This window comes from Nonomuraea mesophila, assembly GCF_004352805.1.
Taxonomy (GTDB): domain Bacteria; phylum Actinomycetota; class Actinomycetes; order Streptosporangiales; family Streptosporangiaceae; genus Nonomuraea; species Nonomuraea longispora.
In genome coordinates this window covers 1-12,902 of sequence record NZ_SMLD01000227.1, presented here as the reverse complement: position 1 = coordinate 12,902, position 12,902 = coordinate 1, and the positions used below count along the sequence as shown (strand labels likewise).

Annotated in this window: 18 protein-coding genes and 1 pseudogene; 15 read left to right on the top strand and 4 right to left on the bottom strand. The window is 71.2% G+C overall.

What is annotated here, in order from left to right:
• Positions 1-498, top strand: a pseudogene (locus E1295_RS43770) (hypothetical protein); the annotation flags it as partial.
• Here the strand turns inward: E1295_RS43770 and E1295_RS43765 are convergent.
• Positions 488-1,090, bottom strand: a complete 603-nt coding sequence (locus E1295_RS43765) for a dienelactone hydrolase family protein (protein ID WP_246081111.1) — start codon at positions 1,088-1,090, stop codon at positions 488-490. The pseudogene E1295_RS43770 and the gene E1295_RS43765 sit on opposite strands and share 11 nt — an antisense overlap.
• A gap of 84 nt (positions 1,091-1,174) precedes the next feature.
• Between E1295_RS43765 and E1295_RS52100 the strand changes: the two genes are divergently transcribed.
• From E1295_RS52100 to E1295_RS43750, 3 genes are read left to right on the top strand one after another with little or no spacing between them, the layout of a single operon-like run.
• Positions 1,175-2,386: an FUSC family protein gene (locus E1295_RS52100; RefSeq protein ID WP_166427705.1), complete on the top strand. Its 1,212-nt coding sequence runs from the start codon at positions 1,175-1,177 to the stop codon at positions 2,384-2,386.
• Between the two features lie 15 nt (positions 2,387-2,401).
• Positions 2,402-2,920 carry an SET domain-containing protein gene (locus E1295_RS43755; protein WP_166427704.1) on the top strand — a complete coding sequence of 173 codons (519 nt, stop codon included), beginning with the start codon at positions 2,402-2,404 and terminating at the stop codon, positions 2,918-2,920.
• 24 nt (positions 2,921-2,944) lie between these two features.
• On the top strand, positions 2,945-3,607 hold the full coding sequence (locus E1295_RS43750; RefSeq protein WP_132640567.1) for a hypothetical protein: 663 nt from the start codon (positions 2,945-2,947) through the stop codon (positions 3,605-3,607).
• 38 nt (positions 3,608-3,645) lie between these two features.
• Here the strand turns inward: E1295_RS43750 and E1295_RS43745 are convergent, their stop codons facing one another.
• Positions 3,646-4,251, bottom strand: coding sequence for a Crp/Fnr family transcriptional regulator (locus tag E1295_RS43745; RefSeq protein ID WP_132640565.1), 606 nt, complete (start codon positions 4,249-4,251; stop codon positions 3,646-3,648).
• A 120-nt stretch (positions 4,252-4,371) separates the two neighbouring features.
• Entirely contained in the window at positions 4,372-5,064 is a 693-nt protein-coding gene (locus E1295_RS43740; RefSeq protein ID WP_132640563.1) for a winged helix-turn-helix transcriptional regulator, read from the bottom strand.
• A 175-nt stretch (positions 5,065-5,239) separates the two neighbouring features.
• On the opposite strand from E1295_RS43740, the gene E1295_RS43735 reads away from it, so the two are divergent.
• The 10 genes from E1295_RS43735 (at position 5,240) to E1295_RS43695 (ending at position 11,343) form a co-directional block, all read left to right on the top strand.
• Positions 5,240-5,491: a MoaD/ThiS family protein gene (locus E1295_RS43735; protein WP_132640575.1), complete on the top strand. Its 252-nt coding sequence runs from the start codon at positions 5,240-5,242 to the stop codon at positions 5,489-5,491.
• 65 nt (positions 5,492-5,556) lie between these two features.
• Entirely contained in the window at positions 5,557-6,222 is a 666-nt protein-coding gene (locus E1295_RS43730) for an LmeA family phospholipid-binding protein (protein ID WP_132640561.1), read from the top strand.
• 91 nt (positions 6,223-6,313) lie between these two features.
• Entirely contained in the window at positions 6,314-6,826 is a 513-nt protein-coding gene (locus E1295_RS43725) for a sigma-70 family RNA polymerase sigma factor (protein ID WP_132640559.1), read from the top strand.
• Complete coding sequence (locus E1295_RS43720) at positions 6,823-7,593, top strand: anti-sigma factor family protein (RefSeq protein ID WP_132640557.1); 771 nt, start codon at positions 6,823-6,825, stop codon at positions 7,591-7,593. The genes E1295_RS43725 and E1295_RS43720 overlap by 4 nt, the downstream gene beginning before the upstream one ends.
• 103 nt (positions 7,594-7,696) lie before the next feature.
• Positions 7,697-8,104 (top strand): thioredoxin family protein, encoded by a 408-nt coding sequence (locus E1295_RS43715; protein ID WP_246081110.1) that lies wholly within the window; start codon positions 7,697-7,699, stop codon positions 8,102-8,104.
• A 106-nt stretch (positions 8,105-8,210) separates the two neighbouring features.
• Positions 8,211-8,294, top strand: coding sequence for a putative leader peptide (locus tag E1295_RS52735; protein WP_350668905.1), 84 nt, complete (start codon positions 8,211-8,213; stop codon positions 8,292-8,294).
• Between the two features lie 57 nt (positions 8,295-8,351).
• Complete coding sequence (locus E1295_RS43710) at positions 8,352-8,636, top strand: DUF4395 family protein (protein WP_132640553.1); 285 nt, start codon at positions 8,352-8,354, stop codon at positions 8,634-8,636.
• Complete coding sequence (locus tag E1295_RS43705; protein WP_132640551.1) at positions 8,633-9,472, top strand: sulfurtransferase; 840 nt, start codon at positions 8,633-8,635, stop codon at positions 9,470-9,472. The genes E1295_RS43710 and E1295_RS43705 overlap by 4 nt, the downstream gene beginning before the upstream one ends.
• Positions 9,472-9,777 carry a DUF1416 domain-containing protein gene (locus tag E1295_RS43700; RefSeq protein ID WP_132337667.1) on the top strand — a complete coding sequence of 102 codons (306 nt, stop codon included), beginning with the start codon at positions 9,472-9,474 and terminating at the stop codon, positions 9,775-9,777. The genes E1295_RS43705 and E1295_RS43700 overlap by 1 nt, the downstream gene beginning before the upstream one ends.
• Before the next feature lie 366 nt (positions 9,778-10,143).
• Positions 10,144-11,343 carry a hypothetical protein gene (locus E1295_RS43695; protein ID WP_132640549.1) on the top strand — a complete coding sequence of 400 codons (1,200 nt, stop codon included), beginning with the start codon at positions 10,144-10,146 and terminating at the stop codon, positions 11,341-11,343.
• 27 nt (positions 11,344-11,370) lie between these two features.
• Here the strand turns inward: E1295_RS43695 and E1295_RS43690 are convergent, their stop codons facing one another.
• The gene (locus E1295_RS43690; protein ID WP_132640547.1) at positions 11,371-12,336 is read right to left on the bottom strand and encodes a hypothetical protein; all 966 of its coding nucleotides are present in this window, start codon (positions 12,334-12,336) and stop codon (positions 11,371-11,373) included.
• A 21-nt stretch (positions 12,337-12,357) separates the two neighbouring features.
• Between E1295_RS43690 and E1295_RS43685 the strand changes: the two genes are divergently transcribed.
• Positions 12,358-12,627: a hypothetical protein gene (locus E1295_RS43685; protein ID WP_132640545.1), complete on the top strand. Its 270-nt coding sequence runs from the start codon at positions 12,358-12,360 to the stop codon at positions 12,625-12,627.
• Positions 12,628-12,902 lie beyond the last annotated feature (275 nt).

Below are 12,902 nucleotides of genomic sequence, written 5' to 3'. Positions count from 1 at the left end.
GAGTCGGTCCTGGTGCGCAGGGCGGTCATGGAACGACGACGCCGCCGGTTCCACCGGACGTTCATGACGGCCGCCGCCTGCCTCGTGGTGGCCGCGGGGATCTTCCTCGCCGGCAGCTCGCTCACCGGCGGCCCGAACCCGGACAGCGTCCACAGCCCGGCCCGCGCGCTGCTCATGACCGGCCGCACCTACGCCGCCACCGACCCCGCGACCGGCGTGTCCAGCGTCATCGGCCTGGAGGACAAGGGCTGGGGGACCCACGTCGCGCTGGAGCTCAAGGGCGTCAAGGGCCCGCTGCAGTGCCGGCTCACGGCCGTGGGCGACGACGGCCGCTCGGAGGTGGTGGCGAGCTGGGGCGTCCCCGACAAGGGGTACGGCGTGCCGGGCTCGCCCGACCCGATGTTGCTGCACGGCGGCACCAGCCTCCCGCAGGACGAGCTGAACCACTTCACGATCCAGACCTCCGACGGCAGGATGCTGGCCACGATCACCGTGTGACGGCGGAGAAGTGGCCGGTGAACCAGTCGCTCGCCTGGTCGGCCACGATCTCGAGCGCGCCGGGCTCCTCGAACAGGTGGGTGGCGCCCGGCACGACCGACAGGCGGCTGTCGGCGTTCAGCCCGCGCTGCGCCTCCTCGTTCAGCCTCAGCACGACCGGGTCCCTGCCGCCGACGATGAGCAGGGTGGGGGCGCGTACCGCCTCCAGCCTGTCCGCGGCCAGGTCGGGCCGGCCGCCGCGTGAGACGATCGCGGCGATCCGGTTGCCGGGCTCGGCCGCCGCCGCCAGCGCCGCCGCCGCGCCGGTGCTGGCGCCGAAGTAGCCGATCGGCAGGCCCTCCGCCGCGGGCTGCTCACGCACCCATGCAGTACGTTCCAGCAGCCGCCGCGTCAGCAGCCCGATGTCGAAGACGTTCTCCCTGACCGCCTCCTCCTGCGGGGTGAGCAGGTCGAACAGCAGCGTCCCCAGCCCGGCCTCGTTGAGCGCGCCCGCCACGTACCGGTTGCGCGGGCTGAGCCGGCCGCTGCCGCTGCCGTGCACGAACACCACCATCCCCCGAGCACCGTCGGGAACGACCAGATCGCCTGGCACCGGCCACACCTCCTTCACGGCCTTCCCGCCCGCTACCCCTGTTCGACCAGCTCTATCCGCCGCTCCGCTGGGCAGGGCATGGGCATGGGGACCGAAACGGGGCGCCGGCGTGAGCCGTACGGCTCCCCGCTCCAGCGCATCGTCTCCGGCGGGAAAGCGGCGCTCGGCCGGGCCAGGGGCCTCGGCATGGGGCGCTGGCTGCGCATGGAACGCGAGTCCTTCGTCCAGACGATCAAGGTCACGGGGGCCTGCGTCGTCGCCTGGTGGCTGGCGGCCCACGTGCTGAAGGTCGGCCTGCCGGTGCTCGCGCCCATCGGCGTGCTCCTGACGGTGTCGGCGACCGCGTACAGCACGGTGGTGAGGGGCCTGCAGCAGGTCGGCGCGGTGATCGTGGGCGTGGCGGCGGCCACGGGGCTGATCTGGCTGCTCGGCGTCAACGAGGTGACGCTGGCGGTGCTGACGTCGTCCGGGCTGGTTCTGGCCCGGCTGCTGAACCTGCCGGCCCAGAACGTGCAGATCCCGATCACGGCGATGCTGGTGTTCGCGCTGGGCAGCACGTACGGCTTCGCCCGCCTGGCGGACGTGCTGATCGGGGCCTGCATCGGCGTGGCGGCGAACCTGCTGATCCTGCCGCCACGGTACGTGGAGCGCGCGGCGAAGGAGCTGTGCGGGCTCTCCGGCGAGCTGGCCGACCTGGCCGCGGACATGGCGCGCGGGCTGGCCGGAGAGTGGGACCGCGAGATGGCGGGCGAGTGGCTTGAGCGGGCCAGGACACTCTCGCAACGGCTGGAGGAGGCGAAGGAGGCCGCCGACCAGGCGGAGGAGTCGGTACGTTTCACCTGGCGGCGCAAGCGGTACGACACCCGCCTGCGCCAGGTCGCCGAGGCCGCCACCTGCCTCGACCACGCCTGCAACCAGCTCAGGGGGATCGCCAGAGGGCTGACGGACCTGATCGCGGGCGCGCGCGGCCTGCCCGGCGAGCGGGGGGCGGACCTGCCCGACCCGCTGGCGCAGGAGCTGGAGTCGCTGTCGCAGGTCTTCGGCGCCTTCGGGATGTTGCAGATCGGCCGCGCCGGCAAGAACTCCTGCCGCAAGGACATGAAGGAGTTGCGTGCCGCGCTGGGCGAGGGCAGGCGGCGGCAGGACGTGCTGGCCGAGGAGTTCGACCGGACCAGGCACAGGGAGCTGAAGACGTTGCAGGGAGCGCTGCTCGACGACTGCGCCCGGATCCGTTACGAGTTCGACCCGGACCACGGCCCGCACAAGGAGGCCTTCCCTCCGTCCGCGTACGAGTAGGTGCAAGCTGGACTCGTGATCGATATCCCCGAGCCCGACTGCTGGGCACATCCCGCGCTGGAGGTCCGTCCCTCGCTCATCGCCGGCGACGGCCTGTTCACCACGGTCGCGATCCCGGCCGGCACCGAGGTCGCCCGCCTCGGCGGTCGGCTCGTGACCTGGGAGCGGCTGCGGGAGCTGTTCGACGACCCCGCGGTCCCGTACGTCGACACCATCACCGTGTCGGACGACCTCCACCTGGTGCTGCCGTCCGGGCGGCCGGTCGGCAGGAGCAACCACAGCTGCGACCCCAACCTGTGGTGGACCGGCCCCTACAGCCTGGCCGCCCGCCGCGACCTGACCCCGGGCGAGGAGCTGACCAGCGACTACGCCACCAGCAGCGCGGCGCCCGGGTTCACCATGGACTGCCGGTGCGGGGCGGCCCTGTGCAGGGGGCGGGTCAGCGGAGAGGACTGGCAGCGGCCCGAGCTGCGGGAACGTTACGGCGAGCACTGGGTGCCGGCCCTGCTCGACCTCATCCGGCGGACCGCCTGAGCACGCTGCTGGCATACTGCTCCGATGTCCGATTTCGCCGAGTTCCGGGTCAGAGGGCGCGCGGCCCTGCTGGCCGGCCGGGCCACTCACGACGTCCCCATGGTGGAGGGCGCGAGGCGCTGGGGCGCCGCGGCCGTGCTCCGCCCCCAGGGCGAGATCGTCGACCGCCTGACCGAGCTGGCCGCGACCATCGAGGCGCCGGGCCACTGGGTGCACGGCGGCTCGGCGCTGCACGTCACGCTCAGGTCCTTGGAGCCCTACCGCGCCCGCATCCCCGAGGACGACCCGCTCCGCCGCGCCTACGCCGCCGCGCTGGCCGAGGCCGCCGACGGCCTGCCGACGGCCCGGGTGCGCCTGAGCGGCGTGAGCCCGCACCCGGGTGGGGTGCTGGTCTGCGGACATCCGGAGGACGACACGCTGGTGACGTTGTGGAAGCGCTTCGCCCACGCGCTGGAGTCGCGGGGGGTGCGCGACCTGGAGCACGGCCGGGTCCGCGACCGCTGGTACGTCAGCCTCGTGCATTTCGCCGGGCCGCTCGCCGATCCCCACCGGCTCGTGGAGTGGTGCGACGCCCACGCCGGCGTCGCGCTCGGCACGGCGGAGCTCGGCACGGCGGAGATCGTACAGTTCGTGCACACGGGCACGGGCATCCGCGTCGAAGCCCTCGAACACGCCCGGCTGGGATGAGACGGCGGGGCGCCCCCCACGCCCCGCCGCCGTTCTCGTCAGGCCCGCAGCAGCAGCGCCGTGACGAAGTGCAGCAGGTGCCAGGCCACGTACGCGGCGAGCGAGCAGAACGCCCACTCCTTGGCCCTGCTGATCCTGGAGACGGGCGAGCTGCCCACGAGGTCGGCCAGCGTCTCCATGGACAGCGGCGGCGCGGACTCCGAGGCCAGCCCGTAGCGTTCGTCGAGGTGGAGCAGCCACACGGCCAGCCGGGCGGCGACGGGCGCGCGGGCCAGCGCCTCGTGCCGGCGGGCCGCCATGTTCCTGGCGAACAGCTCCTGCACCAGCGCGGTCGCCACGGCCGGGCTCGCGGAGGCGTGCTCGCGCAGCCGGCGCAGGTCGATCGGCCATGCCCGCACCTCGGTCAGCGCGTCGATCCTGACGCGGTCGGCGGCGCTCCAGAAGGCCAGCTCGCCCACGAGGTCGCCGTCGCCGCGCAGGTCGTGCACGGCCTCGTGGTCACCGGCGGGAACGTGTTCGCGGGCGTAACCGTGCTCGATCAGGAACACGCAGGTGGCCGGCCGTAACGGCGAGCAGATGATCTCGCCCCGCCGGTAGAGGTGGGGCCGTGCGCCCTCATCGACCAGTGACCTGAACAGCCCCACCCCGCACCACTCATCCCCTCAGGACGGCGGTGTCCTCGACATGACAGGTATGAAACAGCCCCTACGGAAACCTGTCACATCAGTGGACGCCAGGGGTGGGCCCGCTGTCAATCGGGTGGGTCAGACGTGTGCGTTGTCGGCCCGGTCGGGGACGAAGCGGTAGCCGACGTTGCGGACGGTTCCGATGAGGGATTCGTTCTCGGTGCCGAGCTTGGCGCGCAGCCGCCGCACGTGCACGTCGACCGTCCTCGTGCCGCCGAAGTAGTCGTAGCCCCAGACCTCCTGCAGCAGCTGGGCGCGGGTGAAGACCCTACCGGGGTGCTGCGCGAGGTATTTGAGCAGCTCGAACTCCTTGAACGTCAGGTCGAGCACGCGGCCGCGCAGCCGCGCGGTGTAGGTGGCCTCGTCGATGGACAGGTCGCCGCTGCGGATCTCGTCGGGCGCCTCCTCCTCGGCGGCCTGCGAGATGCGGCCGGTGGCCATGCGCAGCCGCGCCTCCACCTCGGCGGGCCCGGCGTTGTCGAGCAGCACGTCGTCGACGCCCCACTCGGCGCTCATGGCGGCCAGCCCGCCCTCGGTCACGATCACCAGGAGCGGGCAGTCGACGCCGGTGGTGCGGATCAGCCGGCACAGGCTCTTGGCCTGCACGAGCTCCTTGCGCGCGTCGACCAGGACGGCGTCGGCGGGTGGTGCGTCGATCAGCGCGGAGGCCTCCGCGGGGGCCACTCTGACCGAGTGCAGGAGCAACCCGAGCGCCGGAAGCACCTCGGCCGACGGCTCCAAGGCGTTGGTCAGCAGGAGCAGGTTGCTCATCAGGGCCTCCTCAAACGCGCAAGGACCCGGGGGCTACGTCGCCCGAGTCCTGTAGGCGAGGATATCTCACGGGTAAGTGACGTCCATTGAGCGTCCACGAGATGAACACGGTGTGCGGTGAAACAGGCGTGTTAAGGACGGCGCACAATGGACCCAAAGGGATTGTGAGGTGGCCATGGCCAGGGGAAAAGTTCGTTATTGGGCCGCAGCCAAGGATGCGGCCGGCGTGGCGGAAGAACCGTTCGACGCAGTCACTCTTGACGAACTCATGACGCAAATCACACAAAATCGTGTCGATCTGGCACATGTTGTGCGGCGGTCCTCGTTCCTCGTGGACGGTCTCCCCGTCGGCAAACGGCCCCACGCCGAGGTGGTGCTCGGCGACGGCGCGACCGTGGAGGTGCTGCCGCCCTTCGCGGGCGGGTGATCGCCCTCGCCGGCGGGGAATGAATCGGTAGGCTCTTTTGACCCCCGCTTGAGACTGGGAGCCCCATGCGGAAGCTGCTCGTCGCTCTGATCGTGCTGATCGTTCTCCTCGTCGCCGTCGACAGGGTCGCGGTGGCGGGAGTGCAGCGCGACCTCGCCAACAGGATCGCCGCGGCGACCGACCTGTCCGGCAAGCCGACCGTGACGATCGAGGGCATCCCCTTCCTCACCCAGGCGCTGTCAGGGCACTATCCGGAAGTACGCTTCGACCTCGGCACGCTCACCTACGGCGGCGTGCCGGTGGAGAACCTGCGCGGCGCCGCCTACGACGTGACGGCCCCGCTGGCCGACGTCCTGCAGAACAGAGCCAACGTGCACGCCCGCCGCGTGGCCGTCACCGGCACGCTGACCAGGGCCACGATCGACAAATACGCTCCGCGCGGCGTCAAGATCAGTGGGAACGGGCGGCGACTGGTGGCCTCGGGTGAGCTGACGGTCGGGGTGCGGAAGGTGACGTTCGAGGCGGAGCTGAAGGTCGAGGTGGCCGACGGCGGCATCAGGCTCCAGGCGGAGAAGATCGAGGGCGTGCCCGACCAGGCGGCGCGGTTCGTCTCGTACACGATCCCGTTCAAGGGGAAGCTGCCCTTCGACGTCAAGGTGACCGGGGTGAAGAACGTGGCCGACGGGCTCGAGATCGCGGCCGAAGCGTCTGACGTGCCGATCCGTGGATAAGGATGAACCGCGGCGCCCTCCCGTACGTGATGAGGGGCGTGAACGAACGCAGCGAACGAGCCAGGGCGGAGCTCGCGGGGGGAGGGACCCTGTGAGCGCAGCCGGCACGGCCGACGAGGAACTCGTGAGGACCCTCTTCGACGAGCACGCCGGGCCCCTCTACGGCTACGTCCTGCGGCTGACCGGCGATTCGGGGCGTGCGGAGGACGTCGTCCAGGAGACCCTGTTGCGGGCCTGGCGGCATCCCGAGGCGCTCTCCGACCGGCCGATCAGGGCGTGGTTGTTCACCGTGGCCCGCAATCTCGTCTTCGACCAGCACCGCGCCAGGAAGGCCAGGCCGCAGGAGACCAGCGACGAGGCGCTGGCGGTCATACCGGCCGACGACGAGCTGGAGCGGGCCGTCGAGTCGTGGTCGGTGGCGGAGGCGCTGGCCGCGCTGCGGCCGGAGCACCGTGAGGTGCTCCAGGAGGTCTATTACCGGGGGCGAACGGTGAAGGAGGCGTCCGCGACGCTCGGCGTACCGCCGGGCACGGTCAAGTCGCGCACCTACTACGCGCTGCGCGCCCTGAAACTGGCGCTCGAGGAGCGGGGGCTGGCGCCATGATGACGTGTGAGGAGATCCGGCTGTCCATGGGGGCGCACGCCCTCGGAGCGCTGGACCCCGACGAGGCGATGGAGGTCGACAACCACCTGGCGACCTGCGAGGCGTGCGGCGCCGAACTGGTCGAGCTGGAGGGGGTGGCGTCGTTCCTCGGCAAGGTGTCCGAGCGCGACGTGGAGCTGGTGTCCAGCCCTCCTCGCCAGGTGCTCGACCGGCTGCTGAACGACCGCGTCCGACGCAACAGGCGCGGGCGCGCGCTGATGGCGGTCGCCGCGTCCGCCGCGGCGGTGGTCGTGGGCGGCGCGGTCTGGGCGACGATCGGCACCGCCGGCCATGAGGACACCGCGGCCGCGCCGGCGTCCGCGCCCTCGTCGCAGTCCACCCAGGACAAGCCGGAAGCGGAGCTTTTCAGCGACTCCAAGCCGAGCGCGAGCGAGGCGCCCGCGCCGAAGGCGTCGGAACGGGCCGCGGGCAGCCGCTTCTCCGGCGAGAACAGCGCCACGGGCTACCGCGCCACCGTGACGGCCGTGCCCGGCGACGGCGGCACCGAGCTGAGCGTGAGCGTCGACGGCGTGCCCGCCGGCACGACCGCCCGCCTCGTCGTCGTCGCGCACGACGGGCGGCGCGACCCCGCGGGCAGCTGGGACGTCCGCTCGCGCGACAGCGCCGTCTTCACGGGCACGACGTCGCTGCCCATGGGCGACATCGCCAGGTTCGACCTCGTCGACGAGAAGGGCAAGGCACTCGTACGGATCCAGGCGCGGAAGTAATCGCGCCCGTGCGCGGTTGCACAGACAGATGTCCGGACTGCGGGTGGCACCCGGCACGGCGATCGGCGTGGTCCACCTGAGTGGCCGTGGAAGGGTGCGTGACGTGGGCGGAGAGCGGCTGACCGGGGCCGACCTGGGTGAGCGGCTCGGCGAGCGGGTGACGCTGGTGCAGTTCTCCACCGCGTTCTGCCAGCCGTGCCGGGCGACCAGGCGGATCCTGTCCGACGTGAGCACGCTCGTGCCGGGGGTGCGGCACGTCGAGATCGACGCCGAGTCGCGGCTCGACCTCGTACGCCGGCTGCAGATCATGCGCACGCCCACCGTGCTCGTGCTCGACGTCGCGGGCGCCGTCGTCAAGAGGGCCTCGGGCCTGCCCCGCAAGGCCGACGTTCTGGTCGCGGTGGGCGACGCGGTGGGCGACGCGGTGGCCGACGCGGTGGCCGACCCGGTGGCCGACCCGGTGACCGACGCGGCGACCGACGCGGCGACCGGCCCGCTGCCGCCCGGTTGACCAGGCCGGTGACGGCCTCGCGGCAGGGGGTCCGCGTAATAGACAGATCGTCTCAATAACCGGACGAGAAGTGACAGATGACGAGACGCCGAGTAGGGTCGTGGACATGAACCCATCGACAGAGCTGCTGACGAAGCGGCGCGCGGTTGACTTCTGCCGCGTCGCCACCGCGCTCTGTCGCGCTGCCTGAGGACGATCTCGCGGACATCCGATCCGCTCCAATCGACCCTTTCAGGAGCATCCCACGATGCCTGCCGACCCTAGAGCGCTGCCTTTCGGCGCGGCCGTCACCACCCTGGTCCTGGCCTCCGTCCTGGTGACGGAGAGTCCCAGTCTTCACGCCGCTCAGGCGGGGGTCCTCGCGGGCGTGGTCGGATACCTCACCGGGATCGTGCCGCCGGCCCTCACGGCCACGGCCGCGGCTGTCCTCGCCGCTCTCCTCAACGCAGCCTTCGGATTCCGCCTCGGCTGCGAGATGTACCTGCTCATTCGTCGTTCAACGCCCGCTGCCAACATGGAGGTATCCCAATGAGCCGCTCCGCCGCCCTGGTGGACGCCGACTGGGTCGAGGCCAACCTCGACACTCCCGGAGTCGTTCTCGTCGAGGTCGACGAGGACGTCAGCGCCTACGACAAGGGCCACATCCGTGGCGCCGTGAAGGTCGACTGGCAGCAGGACCTGCAGGACCCGGTGCGTCGCGACTTCGTGGACAAGACCGGTTTCGAGGCCCTGCTCTCCGACCGCGGCATCTCCAACGACGACACCGTCGTGCTCTACGGCGGCAACAACAACTGGTTCGCCGCCTACGCCTACTGGTACTTCAAGCTCTACGGCCACGACAACGTCAAGCTGCTCGACGGCGGTCGCAAGAAGTGGGAGCTCGACTCCCGCGAGCTGGTGCGCGACGTGCCCCAGCGGCCCAAGACCCAATACGTCGCCAAGGAGCAGGACACCGCGATCCGCGCCTTCCGCGACGACGTGGTCTCCGCCATCGGCAAGCTCAACCTGGTCGACGTGCGCTCGCCCGACGAGTTCACCGGCAAGCTGCTGGCCCCGGCGCACCTCCCGCAGGAGCAGGCGCAGCGCGGCGGCCACGTGCCCACGGCCCGCAACATCCCGTGGTCCAAGGCCGCCAACGACGACGGCACGTTCAAGGCCGACGACGACCTGCGCACGCTCTACTCCGAGGCCGGTGTCGACTTCGGCAAGGACACCATCGCCTACTGCCGCATCGGCGAACGTTCCGCGCACACGTGGTTCGTTCTGCACGAGATTCTGGGGCAGGAGAACGTGAAGAACTACGACGGTTCATGGACCGAATACGGCTCGCTCGTGGGCGTGCCGATCGAGCTGGGGGAGGCCCGCTGATGACCAGCGCTGCACAGGGCTGCGGAGCGCCGGAGCAGACGATCGCGCTGCCGGCCGGGATCGATCTGTCCAACCAGGCCGTGATCCAGGGAGTGGTGACGGGCGCCGGCACGGCCTACGCCCGGCTGCTCGACGGCTCCGGCGAGTTCACCGGCGAGGTCGTCGTGTCCGACGACGGCGTCTTCCGGTTCTTCGCCGCTCCCGGCGACTGGACCGTACGCATCATCGCGGGCGGCGGCGTCACCCGCGACGTGCAGGTCGAGGCCAAGCTGGGCGAGGTCGCCCAGCTCGCCGTGGCCGTCTGAGCCCGTTCGCCACGTGAGGCCCGCGTCCGTGCGACGCGGGCCTTCGCGCGTCGCACGGGACGCGGCTCGGGCGGCGAGTCGAGTATCACGCCGATCGGCACGCCGCGGGCCTCGCATCCATACCCGTCATCGTGCCGCACGCGCCGCGTCCCGTCGGCGGGCAGGCACCCGCCACACTCATCTGTCACCGCCCCGGAACTGATCGTGCACGCAATAGCGGAGTTGCGGCTGCGGCAGATGGGACATCCCGATACGATTCGACAGATGTCCGGTTCGACAGGTGTGATGGATCCGCCCCGACCTGGGCCTACGCCGGCTCAGCGGATGCCGTCGCCGTACTCTCTGCCCCTGCACACGCTGCGGCTCGTGGGCAGATCCGCGCTGCCTCTGGTCCTCTGGTTCTCCGCCGGGGAACTGGTGCGCTTCGTGCTGCTGTACGGCGCCACCGAGGTCGCGTACGGCGACCTTCGCCAGCTGCGGCTGGTGGCCGTCATGACCATGCTCACGTTCGTCGTCATGTCCGCGATGACGGTCACCGCCGGCATGCTCTACTGCCTGCGCAACGCGCTGTGGGAGATGCGCGCCAGGGCCGGCGAAGGTGTGCCCGAGGAACGTTTCTTCCGTACGCTGGACCGGATCGCCCCCGCCTTCGCCGTGCTCTACCTGGCGTGGGGATTCCACACCGAGGACGCCAGGGACATCTACCAGATGGACCTGTTCCACAACTTCCAGGAAATGACGGACGCGTCCTGGTTCGGCGAGGAATCCTACGTCGGCCGCGGCCTGGTCGACCTCGACTGGCGCGTGTCGCTCGGCGCCATGATCGTCACGTTCGGGCTGAAGACGCTCTTCGCGAAGTTCGTCGAGCAGGGCAAGACCACATTCTACGGCTTCGCCGCGGCCTTCTCCGAGTTCGGGTTCATGTTCTACGGCCTGAACGCCACCGTCGCCATCGCCGACGCCCGCTCCGAGTGGATGGAGCACCGCAACGTCGTCGCCGGCTCCAAGGAGGTCCTGGACGAGGCGCAGAAGAACCTGCCCCTGTGGGACGGCGTCGTCGGCACGTTCGGCGAGATCTGGCCGCTGTTCCTGGACGCCGTCGCCGTCCCCCTGGCCTGGCTGACCGTGGCCATGCTCGTCTACGGCGCCTTCTCCGACGAGGCCCGCACCCTGCTCAAGGGCACCCGGCTGGAACGCGGCGTGGAGCGCCTCGATTCCAGCCACGACCTCACGAAGAGGTCGTTCGACCAGGTCACCGTCGGCTTCAGGGAGCGCTGGGTGCCGCTGGCCAACTCCCTGCGCATGGTCTTCAACGGCGGCGCCCCGCTCTTCGGCATGATGTGCCTGTGCTACGTGGCCATCTCGCTGGCGGGACAGTACGGCGACCGGGGGCTGCGCGCCCTCATCGGCTCCCGCGCGGAATGGACGTGGACCTACGCCGGGCCGCCCATCGGGTACCTGCGCGACCTGATCACGACCGTGCTCACGATGGCGCTGCTGGCGGCCACGTTCGACATCGCGGCCACCAGAGCCCGCGCCAAGGGCGAGCGCCTCAGCGCGCAATGACCCTCGAAGGCCGCGCGCCTCGGAACGTCAGCGCCGCCTGAACCGCAGCACCGTGTCGTCCTTCTCCGCCTTCTCCATGGCCTCCCTGTCGAACAGGTCGTCCACCGGCGTGTCCGAACGGTAGGCGCTCGGCCTGAGCGAGACCTCGACCTCGTTCGCCACCGGGGTGGGCACGATGGCCACACCCTCGATCTTGTACGCCTTGCCCACCACCAGCCGGTCCGTCGGCCGCTGGCCGTCCTTCAACTCCACGGTCCACGTACGGTCCGTGCGGTCCGACAGCCTGATGTCGTACGGCATGGCGGTCATGGTGGCGCTGCCCTCGTCGACGACCTTCTTGGTGATGTCCACCTGCAGCCAGGTGACCTCGGGGCCGTGCTTGCTGCCCGCGGGCGCCTTCATGGGCGCCACCGCGGCCGTCCACTCGATGTTGTGCACGTTGCCCGCCTGGCCGGCGGCCACGACGACCTCCTTGGTCTGCTCCACGGACACCTTCTCGTAGAACAGGTAGCCGTCCACCGTCTTCGCGCCCATGGCGAGCAGCGACACCACCACGGCGCCGGCGGCGATCAGGACCTTGCGGTTGCGCGAGCCCTTCGCCGAGCGCCTCCCGCCGGAGGCCCGCCCTCTGCCCCGGACACCGTCCCGCGCCCCGTCGTGCTGAGGCGCCTCGCCCGGCCCGGCAGCATGAGACGCGGCGATCCCGCCCGCAGCCCCGGCGGCACCCGCGGCGCCCTGAGCCGGCGATCCGGCCGGGCCGCCGTACGGCGACGCCTGATCGTAGGCGGGCGGCTGGTCGTACGGGGCCGCCTGGTCGTAGGGGGCCGCCTGGTCGTGCGGGATCGGCTGGTCGTGCGGGGCCGGCTGGTCGGCGGAGGGCTGGACGGCCGGGAGCGGTTGCGTGAGGCCATCGAGCGGCTCGCGGGGGGCGGGCGCGGGCGGCCAGACCTGCTGGTCCGGATGGCGATGCCGGGCTCCCCTGCTCTGCGGCATGCCGGGGGCACCCGCCATGCCGTGCCGTGGCGCCTGTCCACGAGCTCCGCGCGCGGCCCTCCGGCCTCGCGCACCTGCTTCGGGCCGCACACCCTGCTCCGGACGCACGCCTTGTTCCTCCGGACGCCCGCCCTGTTCGGGCCGTACACCGTGCTCGGGACGCACGCCCTGCTCCGGATGCATGCCCTGTTCGGGGTGCACGCTCCGCTCGGGACGCACCTCCTGCTCGGCCGCGCCGCCACGGCGCTCGGCCTGGCTACCTGCCCCGAACACCGGGCCCTGCTCGTGTGAGCCCTGCCCGGACGGTTCCCGCCCGAAGAAGGAGTCCTGACCGCGCCGGCCAAGAGAGTCCTGCCCGTATGGAGTGTCCTGGGCAGCCGGGTCCTGGCCGAGAGGGGACCCCTGGCCGGACGGGTCCTGTCCGAAGGGGAGATTCTGGAGGGACGGGTCCTGTCCGTACGGGGGACCCTGGTGGGACGGGTCCTGTCCTACGGGGGGACTCTGAAGGGATGGGTCCTGTCCGTACGGGGGGCTCTGGACGGACGGGTCCTGGACGGTGGGGGAGC

Excerpts from the sequence above, each read along its gene's own strand:
- E1295_RS43750 (WP_132640567.1), top strand. The coding sequence starts at position 2,945 with ATGTCCGATTTCGCCGAGTTCCGGGTCAGAGGGCGCGCGGCCCTGCTG.
- E1295_RS52100 (WP_166427705.1), top strand. The coding sequence starts at position 1,175 with ATGGGGACCGAAACGGGGCGCCGGCGTGAGCCGTACGGCTCCCCGCTC.
- E1295_RS43740 (WP_132640563.1), bottom strand. The coding sequence starts at position 5,064 with ATGAGCAACCTGCTCCTGCTGACCAACGCCTTGGAGCCGTCGGCCGAG.
- E1295_RS43730 (WP_132640561.1), top strand. The coding sequence starts at position 5,557 with ATGCGGAAGCTGCTCGTCGCTCTGATCGTGCTGATCGTTCTCCTCGTC.
- E1295_RS52735 (WP_350668905.1), top strand. The coding sequence starts at position 8,211 with ATGAACCCATCGACAGAGCTGCTGACGAAGCGGCGCGCGGTTGACTTC.
- E1295_RS43700 (WP_132337667.1), top strand. The coding sequence starts at position 9,472 with ATGACCAGCGCTGCACAGGGCTGCGGAGCGCCGGAGCAGACGATCGCG.
- E1295_RS43720 (WP_132640557.1), top strand. The coding sequence starts at position 6,823 with ATGATGACGTGTGAGGAGATCCGGCTGTCCATGGGGGCGCACGCCCTC.
- E1295_RS43735 (WP_132640575.1), top strand. The coding sequence starts at position 5,240 with ATGGCCAGGGGAAAAGTTCGTTATTGGGCCGCAGCCAAGGATGCGGCC.
- E1295_RS43705 (WP_132640551.1), top strand. The coding sequence starts at position 8,633 with ATGAGCCGCTCCGCCGCCCTGGTGGACGCCGACTGGGTCGAGGCCAAC.
- E1295_RS43710 (WP_132640553.1), top strand. The coding sequence starts at position 8,352 with ATGCCTGCCGACCCTAGAGCGCTGCCTTTCGGCGCGGCCGTCACCACC.
- E1295_RS43690 (WP_132640547.1), bottom strand. The coding sequence starts at position 12,336 with ATGCCGCAGAGCAGGGGAGCCCGGCATCGCCATCCGGACCAGCAGGTC.